The organism is Okeania sp. SIO2F4 (assembly GCF_010672385.1).
Taxonomy (GTDB): Bacteria; Cyanobacteriota; Cyanobacteriia; order Cyanobacteriales; family Microcoleaceae; genus Trichodesmium.
Genome location: NZ_JAAHGT010000201.1, coordinates 1 through 12,155 on the forward strand (window position 1 = coordinate 1; position 12,155 = coordinate 12,155).

Annotated in this window: 9 protein-coding genes, 1 tRNA gene and 2 pseudogenes; 7 read left to right on the plus strand and 5 right to left on the minus strand. The window is 35.0% G+C overall.

The window, feature by feature from the left end:
- On the plus strand, positions 1-745 hold a 745-nt coding region (locus tag F6K22_RS14825), incomplete at its 5' end, for a xanthine dehydrogenase family protein molybdopterin-binding subunit (protein ID WP_293098959.1).
- Between the two features lie 89 nt (positions 746-834).
- Here F6K22_RS14825 and F6K22_RS14830 read toward each other — a convergent pair.
- Positions 835-1,946, minus strand: a pseudogene (locus F6K22_RS14830) (RNA-guided endonuclease InsQ/TnpB family protein).
- A 492-nt stretch (positions 1,947-2,438) separates the two neighbouring features.
- Here F6K22_RS14830 and F6K22_RS14835 point away from each other — a divergent pair.
- The 4 genes from F6K22_RS14835 to sufU all read left to right on the plus strand — a co-directional run bounded on the left by F6K22_RS14835 (position 2,439) and on the right by sufU (position 5,693).
- Positions 2,439-3,023 (plus strand): hypothetical protein, encoded by a 585-nt coding sequence (locus F6K22_RS14835; RefSeq protein ID WP_293098961.1) that lies wholly within the window; start codon positions 2,439-2,441, stop codon positions 3,021-3,023.
- 112 nt (positions 3,024-3,135) lie between these two features.
- Positions 3,136-4,293 (plus strand): XdhC family protein, encoded by a 1,158-nt coding sequence (locus F6K22_RS14840; RefSeq protein WP_293098963.1) that lies wholly within the window; start codon positions 3,136-3,138, stop codon positions 4,291-4,293.
- A gap of 168 nt (positions 4,294-4,461) precedes the next feature.
- Positions 4,462-5,055: a nucleotidyltransferase family protein gene (locus F6K22_RS14845; protein WP_293098966.1), complete on the plus strand. Its 594-nt coding sequence runs from the start codon at positions 4,462-4,464 to the stop codon at positions 5,053-5,055.
- A gap of 206 nt (positions 5,056-5,261) precedes the next feature.
- Positions 5,262-5,693 (plus strand): Fe-S cluster assembly sulfur transfer protein SufU, encoded by a 432-nt coding sequence (gene sufU, locus F6K22_RS14850; protein ID WP_293098968.1) that lies wholly within the window; start codon positions 5,262-5,264, stop codon positions 5,691-5,693.
- A 382-nt stretch (positions 5,694-6,075) separates the two neighbouring features.
- On the opposite strand, the gene F6K22_RS14855 is transcribed toward sufU, so the two are convergent.
- Positions 6,076-6,146: transfer RNA gene (locus F6K22_RS14855), tRNA-Cys, on the minus strand.
- Between the two features lie 171 nt (positions 6,147-6,317).
- Here F6K22_RS14855 and cpdA point away from each other — a divergent pair.
- Together cpdA and F6K22_RS14865 are read left to right on the plus strand one after the other, a co-directional pair.
- A complete protein-coding gene (gene cpdA, locus F6K22_RS14860) occupies positions 6,318-7,115 on the plus strand; it encodes a 3',5'-cyclic-AMP phosphodiesterase (protein WP_293098971.1) in 798 nt (265 codons plus the stop codon).
- Positions 7,116-7,859: 744 nt separating this feature from the next.
- Complete coding sequence (locus F6K22_RS14865; protein ID WP_363273580.1) at positions 7,860-8,372, plus strand: type I restriction endonuclease; 513 nt, start codon at positions 7,860-7,862, stop codon at positions 8,370-8,372.
- Between the two features lie 54 nt (positions 8,373-8,426).
- Here the strand turns inward: F6K22_RS14865 and F6K22_RS14870 are convergent, their stop codons facing one another.
- The 3 genes and pseudogenes from F6K22_RS14870 to F6K22_RS14880 form a co-directional block, all read right to left on the minus strand.
- On the minus strand, positions 8,427-10,076 hold the full coding sequence (locus tag F6K22_RS14870) for a glycosyl hydrolase family 28-related protein (RefSeq protein WP_293098973.1): 1,650 nt from the start codon (positions 10,074-10,076) through the stop codon (positions 8,427-8,429).
- A gap of 172 nt (positions 10,077-10,248) precedes the next feature.
- Complete coding sequence (locus F6K22_RS14875; protein ID WP_293098976.1) at positions 10,249-11,496, minus strand: hypothetical protein; 1,248 nt, start codon at positions 11,494-11,496, stop codon at positions 10,249-10,251.
- Positions 11,497-11,922: 426 nt separating this feature from the next.
- Positions 11,923-12,155 (minus strand): annotated as a pseudogene (locus F6K22_RS14880) (photosystem II q(b) protein); the annotation flags it as partial.

The window sequence follows — 12,155 nt, forward strand, 5'->3', positions numbered from 1 at the left end:
TGTGGAATTTAAGCTCGGTGACACAAATTTACCTAAAGCTCCACTCACAGGAAATTCAACTACAGCGAGTAGTGTAGGTTCGGCGGTACAAGCAGCAGCAACGAACGCTCGGAATCAAATATTAGAAATGGCAATTTCTGACTCAGAATCTCCACTTTATCAGGTAAAACCAGAGGAGATAATTTTTGATTCAGGGAAATTATTGCTGCAAAATAATCCTACTGTGGGAGAAAGTTATCAGAAAATTCTCACTCGTCATGGTTTAGAAAATATTGAAGCGGTTGGTAACAACGCATCGAAAAAAGAGCAACAAGAATATGCCAAACATTCTTTTGGGGCAGTTTTTGTGGAAGTGCAAGTAGACAGACTTTTGGGAGAGGTGCGGGTGGCGCGATGTGTTGGTGTTTATGGTGCCGGACGTATTCTCAATGCTAAGACTGCTCGCAGTCAAATGATCGGGGGTATTACTTGGGGTATTGGTATGGCGTTGATGGAACATACGGTAATGTCTCCCCACTACGGTCGCATTCTGAATCATAATCTTTCTGATTATTTGATACCCGTGCAGTTAGATGTGCCAGATATTCAGGTGCAGTTTGTAGAGGAGGAAGATCCCTATGTCAATGCTTTGGGTACTAAGGGTATTGGGGAACTTTCTGTAGTCGGCGTTGCAGCAGCGATCGCTAATGCTGTTTATCATGCCACAGGTAAACGTATCAGAGATTTGCCTATTACTGCTCTATAAAACTGATACAAAGCGTCACATAACGTGACAATTTGACGTTTACTTCCTGCTTCTACTGAGGCCGTCGGCGGTTACTCATCCACAGGCATTCATGCACAGGCATTCACGGTCGAGCCGACCGCATTTCTTAAATTAATACTTGCGTTTAAATCTCAATAAGATTGACAACCCACATTCTGGGCAATCATAAGTTCTCAGATTTAATGGCATATCTTGAACATGACCGCAGTTTGAGCAAGTCTTTGATGATGGAAAGAATCTATCTACTACCACTAGCTCAGAACCATACCATTGGCATTTATATTTAAGCTGTCGCCTAAATTCATAAAATCACTATCTGCTAACTGATTTTCGCCAGCTTATGGTTAGCTAACATACCCCTGACGTTTAAATCTTCTATGACAACTCTGCCGTGGTTTTTGGCTAAGTATGTTGTCAGTTTATGAAGTGCGTCTTTGCGGATGTTTGCTACCCTTCCATGCAATGCCACTATTTTAAGTTGTGCTTTTTTCCAGTTAGCAGAACCAATTATTTTATTGCGGTTTAGGTATTGTAGTCTAGAGAGCTTCTCTTCCAAGGATCGGTAAGCCTTTACACTTGCAAACACTTTCCCATCACTTAAAGTTGCTAATGTTTTTACACCTAAATCTACACCGATAATATCACCCACCCCCATCCCCTCCTGGGAGGGGAGCAAGAGGGGTGGGTTGTGAGGATGAAATTCATAGCTACAGCTAAGATACCAATCTCGAGCCTGTCTACTAATGGTGATTTTTTTAGTTGTTGCTTCAATGGGTTCATAAGTTTTGACAATACCAATAAAAGGTAATTTATGATTCCATCCATTTAATTCTATTAGTTTTCCCGAATTATCAATTGTGAAAGAATCAGACCTACCCTTCTTTTTAAACTTTGGGTATTTTCCTAATCCTTTAAAGAACCTTTTAAATGCTTCACCTAAATTTCGGAAAGCATATTGGTAAACTTTAGATGACAACTTTTTCATCCAAGGATATAAAGGCTTTGTGTGGTTAGTAAAAACTTCTCTAATTATACGAATATTAGGTTTTTCACCAGTCTTGTAAGCAGCATTCCATAAACTTAAACCCCAGTTATAACACCAACGTGAGTAACCTGCGTGTTGAGCCATCAGAGTTTTCTGCTTGTTATTAAGTTTGAGCTTGGTTCTAATGGATTTCATATGTGTGTTTTGTATGCGCGGAAAACACAGTCTGTATAATAGTACTGTTTATGACGCATTATATCGTTCTTCTTTGATTAAGTCAATGCTCCAGATAAATTATAAAATAGGGAATAGGGAATAGGGAATAGGGAACAGGGAACAGGAAGATTTGTAGGGTGCGTTAGACGGCTAAAATATAGACTGTGAAAGGTATTTAATAATCCGTAGTAACGCACCATTTTAGCTCTGTCGGTCTAGTAGCGTTATTCCATAGAACATCCCTAGAAAAATATTTGATTTTCCGAAAATTAATCCCCAATTAATACCAATTAAAAAAAAATTATACAAATAAAACTATGTCCGGTTGAATAGTTACAATTAAAGTTCGTAGTATTGCTCTAGCCCTAAAATAGATATTTACTAAAAGTCAATCAATTACGATAAAAAAATTATAAACTTCTGTTAATTTTGAGTTTTGACTTACTTCCTTGATTATCTTTGCTTCTATATATGTTACCAATTATTCCACCTCCTAAAGGGTTTAGAATATTCTACTCTCCTAACAGTGAACTTCTATTAGTTTACCGTCCAAATGGTATGAGATACTTACTTACATTCGCAATTATTTGCCTTTTAGCTTGGATACTATTCTGTATTTTTATTGCTACATTGCTGATAACTTCATTTATCCTGATTCAAGATTATTTAATCAGTATTTTAACTTTTATATTTTTCTTTATTCCTTTAGTGATGTATTTTTTTGCGGCTAAAATTTTTAATCAAGTCTATATAATCCTATATTTTTTCCTAGCAAAAGCAAGCTTTGATTTTAGATTTGACTGCCTAGTTTTTAATGAAAAATTAGGTAGTTTTAAAGAAAAAAAACAAGAAATTAGGCGCTCAAAAATTAAATATATACAACAAGTTAAAACTAGCGGTTTTAAAGGAAATAGATTCTCATCATGGGGTTTGTTAATTAAAACTACCCATCAAGATTATCATCTTCTTGCCTATCAGTCTCATGACAAGATTCAATGGTTAGGTAAGATTATTGCTGCATGGGCTAAAGTTAGTTATCTACCATCATTAAAATAAAGTCAGAAGTTAAATTCTTGCTGTGAATATATTTGATAATTGGAGAATGCCCCAACAATATTTTTCAATATTTACTTCAATTTCAGTCTTCCTTTTTCTGTAGGGACGTTGCATGCAACGTCCCTACCTACTCCCTACTCCCTACTCCCTACTCCCTACTCCCTACTCCCTACTACCTAATATGAAAGAATTACAAGACATTATTACAACCTACAACAAACTCAAAAATTCTGGAGAAACCATCGCTCTCGCCACTATTGTCAAAGTAGCAGGTTCCACATATCGCCGACCAGGAGCGCGAATGTTGATGACTTCCAAAGGTGAAATGGTAGGTTCCCTCAGTGGTGGTTGTCTGGAAGGTGACGTTTTTGAGCAAGCGCAAGAAGTAATGAATTCTCAAAAATCTCGCCTGGTCTCCTACGACACTACCTCCGAAGCAGATATTCTCTGGGGTTTAGGGATGGGTTGTCAGGGAATAGTTGATATTTTGATCGAACCTTTATTTGGTGAAAATGGAACAATTTTAATGTCATTTTTTGCTAACTGTCTTCAGGATAGACAACCAGGAGTATTAGTCACAATATTTAAAAGTCAAGCTATAGAACACCATCACTTAATGTTATCCCCAGATGGTGATTTTACTACCAAAATAACTGATTATTCTCTCGTTCAACTATTACTAAATCATGGCAAAAATGCTCAACTATCGGGTAAATCATTTCACATATCTACTCATAATATAGAAGCCTTTATAGAAGTAATTCATCCACCCCTATCTCTAGTAATATTTGGTGCTGGTCACGATGCCATACCTATAGTATATTTTGCCAAACAATTAGGATGGTCTGTCACAGTATTAGACCATCGCCCTGCTTATGCCACTTCCACCAGATTTCCCGAAGCTGATGATATAATTATTTCCGAATATGAAAAACTCCCAAAATCAGTAATTTTAGATGAAAAAACTGTGGCAGTTGTAATGACTCATAACTATATATATGATTTGACAATTCTCCAAAATATTTTACCTTTACCGTTGCGTTATTTAGGAATACTCGGACCGCGCAGAAGAACCGAAAAATTATTAGGAGAAATTTCCATAGATGAGCAATACAAAAAACATTTATATGCTCCAGTCGGTCTAGATATTGGCGCTGATAATCCCCAAGAAATTGCTTTAGCAATTATTGCCGAAATTCAAGCAGTTATAACTAACCGTTCGGCAGGTTTTTTACGTCACCGTCAACTACCAATTCACAGTGAAAATTAGCCTGTCTAGACTAAAATGGTGGGTAAGTTTGAGCAACCCGGAAGACTTCTCCCCCAACCCCTCTCCTAGAAGGAGAGGGGAGAATATTCCTCCCCCTTCCCTTGTAGGGAAGGGGGTTGGGGGGTTAGGTTTTTTCACCCACATTTTCAAGCTAAACGTCCTCAAATAATGAATAAATCTATCGGAATTATAATCTTAGCTGCTGGCGCTTCAACTCGTTTAGGTAAGCCCAAACAATTGTTAATTTATCAAGAGCATAGTTTGATTTTTAATACTGTGGAAATTGCTGTTAATTCTGGTTGTACGCCAATAGTTTTAGTCTTGGGTGCTTATGCCGATCTGATATTTCCTGAAGTTAGCAATTTTCCTGTAAAAATTGTCAAAAATTGTGATTGGCAAGAGGGAATGAATACTTCAATAAAAGTTGGTATTAATAGCCTCGAAGCAACTCAAGAAAATCTAGAAGCTGTACTATTAATGCTATGTGACCAACCTTTTGTTTCTACTCAAATTATCAAAAAAATTATTGATGTTTATTATTTAACAGGTAAGGCAATAGTTGCTTGTGAATATTCTGGTACTTTCGGAGTTCCTGCTTTATTTAGTGCTAAATTTTTTCCAGAAATGCTCAATTTAAAAACAGCCAAAGGTGCTAAACAAATCATCAAAAATTATTCTCACCAAGTTGCAACTGTTGATTTTCCCAAAGGAGAAATAGATATTGATACCTTTGCTGATTATCAACGATTAACAAACTTGTGATATAGAATTATTTTGTGCTACTTTATTATTGTTATAACGTTTCTCAAGCTCGCGAAGTTTGGTATTAATTATTATTATGTGTAGGGACGTTGCATGCAACCTCCCTACCTTCCCCCACTTCCCTACTCAAGAAAATGTAGCAAACATTTATAATATTTGTATTATTCCCTGTTCCCTGTTCCCTGTTCCCTGTTCCCTTAATAATTATGAATACCCAAAATCATCTTCGTAACCTCCAATATCAAACTATTCTCGAACGCGCTAAACACCCACAAAACCAAGGCAAAACTAACCCAATACATCAGCAGCAACTAGGAAATAATCCTATCTGTGGCGATCGTATCGAATTAACAATAAAATTTAACCAAACAAATCAGATTATAGAAGATATAAAATTTCAAGGAAAAGGTTGTGCATTAACCATTGCCTCAGCAGATTTAATGGCAGAAACATTGTCAGGAAAAACTGTAGAAGAAGCATTAGAAATAATAGAAAAATTCCGTCAAATGCTCAAAGGAGAAATTAGTCTTTTAGATAATTTACCAAAGCTAAATATCTTTCAAGGAGTCTCTCAGTTTCCCATCAGAATTAAATGTGTTTTATTAAGCTGGCACGCTCTCAAAGCAGCATTAAAATAGCCCAACAAATGTAAGCATTCAGCTATTAGCACTCAGCTCGAGCGCTTTTTGAATAAATTAGGCAAATAAATTAGGCAAATAAATTATAAGCTGTTGTGTATCTAGATTTTATATTCTCTATATTGCCTTTGAGAAAAATTAAATATATGGTCTAAATACTAAATACCTTAGCTGATAGCTGTTAGCGTTAGCTCCTCTGAAAGAGGCTAGCTGACGGCTGAATGCTTGCCAACAAATTAACAACAAAAAAAACACCTTAATCAAAGGTAATTTCAGTTACCAGTTATCATGAAATACTGAAGTTTATTTTTTTCATTCTCTTAAAAGAGAGATGCTTGAGACCTTATTTTTTGGTCAACAACAGTAATATAACTAAAATCAAAGGCGGCACCCAGATTCGAACTGGGGATAAAGATTTTGCAGACCCTTGCCTTACCACTTGGCCATGCCGCCATTTTTACCCACACACATTAATATACACTATCCCAGGAAATATAGCAAGCCTAAAACTGAATGCGATCTAAATCACTTATGGTCTTGTTTTCCATTGCACTATGGACAAATATTTAAAGCTATCTTTAAGATTCTTATCCTTGATATATCAAAACTTTCTGATTAACCATTATGTCTCAATTTCCTGTACTTGTCGCCCAAATTACCGACACCCATCTATTTGCAGACCCCACTCAGGGAAAAATGTATGGAGTTTCCACCGAAACATCTTTCCTAAAAGTTTTAGAGAAACTGGGACAATTACAACCCCAGCCAGATGTGCTGCTACTCACTGGGGACATTTCCCAAGATGAAACCCCCGAATCATACCAACGTCTAGCATCCTTAATTAGTCCCCTAAATATTCCCACTTACTGGATAGCAGGAAACCATGACCGTTTACCTATTATGGAACAGCAGTTAAATTGTGCTCCTATTTCTGCCAAAAAATCTTTTGAAATTGGTGGGTGGTACTTTTTATTGCTAAATACCAATGTGCCTGGATGTGTGTATGGTCAAGTTTGCCCAGAAAGTCTCGAATGGTTAGAATTTCAACTAAAAATGATAGGAAACAAACCAGTTTTAATTACTTTGCATCATCCTCCTATAAAAATTAACTCAGAATGGATGGATAGAATTATTTTACATGACCCAGAACTATTATTAAATATAATTAATCGTTATCCACAGGTAAAAATTGTTTTGTCTGGTCATGTTCATCAAGAATTTGAAACAGAAATAAATGGTGTTCGTTATTTAACAACCCCTTCTACTTGTATTCAATTTGAACCAGAAAATTCCGAATTTGTTCTAGATAAAAAGCCACCCGGATTAAGATTACTGACTCTATATCCTGATGGAAATTACACTACAAAAATTGAAAGAGCTGACTATATTTATGAATTTGATATGGCTGCTAGTGGATATTAAAAATAAAGTAAGCATTCAGCCGTAAGCTATAAATTATTAACTTAAGTAGGTAGGCAAAAAAAAGTTATAAAATGCCTAAGACGCGCATAGTCGCGAAAACTTAAACTTTATAGCAAAGAATTATTCATTATTTGCTGAATTTCGCAGTTACCGAAAAATTCAGGTATAAAGCCTCCGCTTTTTCCCTTTAAAAGGGGAGGCTTCAAGGCGCGAATTAATTATTAATTATTAATTATTGAATACCCAGGAGGCTTGCTGACCGGGAGCTAACTGAATGCTTACAAAATAAATTATATCTTGTCCGGTTCAATGGTTATAATTAGAAGCTCTCGTAGTATTGCTCTAGCCCTAATATGAAATACATTAATTTTTGCTACTAAACGGTGATGGGGCAATTCGTATATTTGCAGAATTTTTTATATTTCATATAAGATATCGTGGGCTAAAGCCCTACTACAAACAAAAACTTTTTTATCAATTAATCAATTAAGAGTGTTGATATGTCCTGTAGCAAAACGCAAAATGAAAAAGCACAAATAATTCTACACTCATAATAAAATTTTTTCCTATTAGCCGTAACCTATCTATTGATCTAATATAAGAGGAAAAAATCATCAAAAATACATCATGGTTCAAACAATACCAGCTAGCCAAATAGACCTATATACTTTAGAATAAAATTTTGGTTTACAACGCGTAGACGAATCAACTTTTTTCCCGGAGTGGCAAGAAAATTTACCAGAATTGACCGATTTAGAAAAACAAGAATTAGCACAGGTAAAAGCAGATTATTTACGTCTTTCTAAACGTCCGATGTTAGAACCTCTAGTCAAAATGGTCGTATTATCACCTTTATTGAAGGGAGCAGGTTTTTATCGCGAACCCTTTTTTCTATCTGCTAAAAAACAGATAAAAATTACTTCCGAAGATGAAGGAACTATCGTTATAGGTAAAATTGATATATTGGTTTATACTCCTCAATTTTGGGTATTAGTAATTGAAGCAAAACGGGTTGAATATTCATTAAATGTTGGAATTCCTCAAATATTAGCTTATATGTTAGATTCTCCAGAACTCAAACAACCGGCTTTTGGATTTGTGACAAATGGTAGTGAGTTTAGATTTGTCAAACTACTTAAAATAGATAGTACCCAATATGGATTATCTCGTTTATTTTCTATAGATAGTGAAGAGGATTTATATACTGTTGTGAGTATTTTTAAGCGCCTTGCTCAATTGGTGATTCAACAAAATTAATAGTGCTTATATTAGATTTACCTTAATGTTAATATTCATTTGTTGAATCCTTCTTTAATAACAATTTTCCACATCAAAACCAGAATTATTCTTGACCATAATTCCACAAGAATATTCTATAAAACTCTTACCTTTACCAATATTATTTTTAATCAAATTTCCCCGACCACCTAAACTAGCTTTCATCGTAATTTTACCAGCTACATGATTATTTTTAACTCTCACATTTTCCATAGAATAAGGCGTGCTATTCGTATCAGCCATCACAAAAATATTGGATGTTATTTTATTATCAAAAATACTGACATTACGAATATCTCGAACCTTATATAAACCAATATAAGCATTACCCAGATTATGCTTAATTACAACTCCATTGACTTTCGTACCACCACAACATTCCTGAATTAAAATCCCCTCTCCATCTGTACTCAAATAATTACTATTTCCTATCCTATGTCTATAAACCTCATAATTATTTCCCTCAATTAAAACATTCCATCCAGACCAATCAATACCCCTATTTTCTAAAGTTACTGCTCCTGTAGTCTCCCTTTTACCTCTGGGATCTATCCAATACTGTTTATTTTCTTGGTCTTTAATCTGATTATCTTTAATTATCAAACCATTACCAGCAGCCATAATTCCCACCCGCATTGTATGATAAATCCAATTATCTCTAACTACTATTCCCTGACGAAATAATCCTGGTTCTGTTTTTGGAGTTGCTGCTAACTTAAAACCACTTGCTTTGTCACGATTTATGATCATTCCATAGTGATTTGTATAACTGAAAGTAACCTCATCATTTTCATAAGTAATAATTGACTTTTTATCCCGTGACTTAACTTTGTAGCCTGGTTGATTATAATTATCTGTTATTCGATCGTTGAGGCGATTATTACTAATTAAAACATTAGCATAGCCATTAACTATGATATTAGCTGCAAATCGATAACTAAGTCTTTGCCAAGATTCTTGAAAATTAATATCTGGAACTTCCGGGTCTGGTTCAGCAACATTATTACTCCGAACTCCAAAAATAATAATATTTTGATTTTTGCCATTATCTAAGTCAGCTTTAATCTTAATAACAGCCCGGTTAATATCAAGATTAATTAGACCAATATTACTATCTCTATCTGGTGTATTTGTAGAGATATTTTTAAATGCCGTATTATTAGGCGTGCCACTACCAGAAAGTTGAGGTTCATATTTGGGAAATACTAATTTAGTAGTAGGTAAAAAAGAGTTTGATTTAGCATTTTTAACTTTGGGTGTTTCGCCACGAATAATCACACCATTCTTGAGTTTAATACTATCAGTAAAGTTGTATGTTCCTGCAGGAAAATAGACTACCCCTCCACCGTTTGCTGCCGCAGCATCTCGCGCAGCATTAAAGCGTTTATTAATATTATTTCCAGGGAAATCTTTGATATTATAGACACAATTCCATTTAATTTGATTTGTCCAAGGATATATATCTTTCGCGTAGTAGGTAGCGATTGCATTATCTGTAATTCCACTACTAAGGCTACCACAAGAATTATTTCTTTGAGAAACTATTGGAGAATTATTAGAAGTAGTTATTAGCAACTGGTTTACCGCAAAACCTCCTATAGCAAAACTTATAAATGCTATAATTCCTAATAAAATTTGCCAAGATTTTTTTCTACGCCGAGCAAAGTATTTTATTGGTTTCATTTTTTTATTTAACCTCACTAAACTGGAAAAAAGCAAGAATATATTTACAGTTTAAGCAGTTTTCATAAATAGAGATTGAAATCCAGTATTTATTAAGCAGGTAGGCAAAATTTAGAGGTAATTATCAATTATCCATTATCAATTAATGAACTTCTTACTTCTTTTCTAAATTTTAATTTACTAAGAAGAAATATTCTGGATATTGTTTAGCTACTAAAGCAGATAAATACAAAATAACCGCCAAACCTAAAGTTGCCCAAGCCCATAATTTTTCCTGCCAAGGCAATTCAAAATATTTTTCAATCAGATACAAGAAAAAGAACGTACCGCCAATTCTTTGTAATAATAAAACTTGCCAAACCGAACCAACATAAAGCGCAGCAACACCCGATCCTATTGTCAAAAATTGTAACCAGAGATAACGATTTATATTAAACTTCTCATAGTCATACCATTTGCTAGAAACAATTAAAGTTCCAAGAAAATAAACAAAACTACCAACAAATAAAACTCCTGTAGAAAAAATTCCCATATAGGGAAGTTCAACATTTACTATTTCTGTACTAACATATAGAGTTAATAAAATTAAAGAAGCAGACATTGCCCTGGGAATTACATCTCTTTCCGTAAAACCAATCATATAACGAAGAGGCGTAATAATTACAGAGAAACCAAGACAAGTTTCCAAAGCAATAATAGCAATAAAACCAAGGAGAGAACTTTGATAAACAATAGCAGCGATCGCCCAAATTATAAACAGAATTAAACTATCAAGATAATAAGGATAACTGTTTTTATCATCAACAAGCTTTTGGAAAAAATTTCTATGCAGATAGTGGCTAAAACTAATAGCACCAATTAACCCTAAGCAACCAGGAAAAGCAATAAATTCACCTATTCCTGTTAATAATTTGCCACCAACAATAGCACCAAAACAAACTAAGTAAATAATAATTTCATAACCCCATCCTGGAATTAGCATCAGAATAGGAATTAAATATAGAGAAGCTAACCATCCCACTGCCAACACAAGTAAAATTGCTGCTGCAGTCAAGATAATATTTGTAAAAGTCACAAAACCAGCGATTTTTTGAATTATATTTGTTTGGCTTCCTGGTGTAACTATTTCGTAGTTATTAGTTAATTGTATAATCTGTTCTAAGCTTAACTTTTCCCCAACAATAAGTTGAGATTTTTCCAAGTAATATCTTGTTTCTGTTGTTACCTGAGTTTCTGAAAGTACACCCCTTTTTTCTAGTTCGTCAATAGTAGTAATACTATGTCTAATAGAAATTAATTCTTGAACTTTTTCTGGTGGGAGGTTATCAAGATTATTAATATTATTTTGGGCAAGACTTACACTAGGGGTGAAAAGCCAAAATATAATCGCTAAAAATAAACTAATTAGCCGACGCATCATAATATATAGTTTTGTAGAATGGCTATCTTGCCCGTTTCTTATATTTTCGGGCAGGTAGGATGTCCACCCCACTTAGATCAAATCCGGATGATTAGTTATTGTAAGTCCGCAGCGACTAGAACGGAGTGGAAGGAAGCAATCTCAGGGGTTGCGCGAGATTACTTCCTATCGTATCGTAGCTGTGGACGACTTTTCAGCCAGATTCTTATACTCACCAAATCCGGGTTAAACGCACCCGTTTTGAGTAAACCACGAAAACCTGGTAGAGACCTTCCATGCAAGGTCTTTATAGGGTGGGATATAACAGGGATATCTATACCGGATTTGGTATCATCCCTTGATTCAGCAATGTTTGCGTAAGTCCTGATAAAAATAAAAAAAACGCTCCCCAAAAATGGAGAGCGTTTTTATTAGCTAATTAAAAAATTAACCCTTGATAGCAGGAGCTTCTACTGCAGCTAAATCTAGAGGGAAGTTGTGAGCGTTACGCTCGTGCATTACTTCCATTCCTAAGTTAGCCCGGTTGATGATATCTGCCCAAGTATTTACCACACGACCACTAGAATCGATGATGGACTGGTTGAAGTTGAAACCGTTTAAGTTGAAGGCCATTGTACTCACACCTAATGCTGTGAACCAAATTCCTACTACTGGCCATG

Excerpts from the sequence above, each read along its gene's own strand:
- F6K22_RS14835 (WP_293098961.1), top strand. The coding sequence starts at position 2,439 with ATGTTACCAATTATTCCACCTCCTAAAGGGTTTAGAATATTCTACTCT.
- F6K22_RS14840 (WP_293098963.1), top strand. The coding sequence starts at position 3,136 with ATGCAACGTCCCTACCTACTCCCTACTCCCTACTCCCTACTCCCTACT.
- F6K22_RS14845 (WP_293098966.1), top strand. The coding sequence starts at position 4,462 with ATGAATAAATCTATCGGAATTATAATCTTAGCTGCTGGCGCTTCAACT.
- sufU (WP_293098968.1), top strand. The coding sequence starts at position 5,262 with ATGAATACCCAAAATCATCTTCGTAACCTCCAATATCAAACTATTCTC.
- cpdA (WP_293098971.1), top strand. The coding sequence starts at position 6,318 with ATGTCTCAATTTCCTGTACTTGTCGCCCAAATTACCGACACCCATCTA.
- F6K22_RS14870 (WP_293098973.1), bottom strand. The coding sequence starts at position 10,076 with ATGAAACCAATAAAATACTTTGCTCGGCGTAGAAAAAAATCTTGGCAA.
- F6K22_RS14875 (WP_293098976.1), bottom strand. The coding sequence starts at position 11,496 with ATGATGCGTCGGCTAATTAGTTTATTTTTAGCGATTATATTTTGGCTT.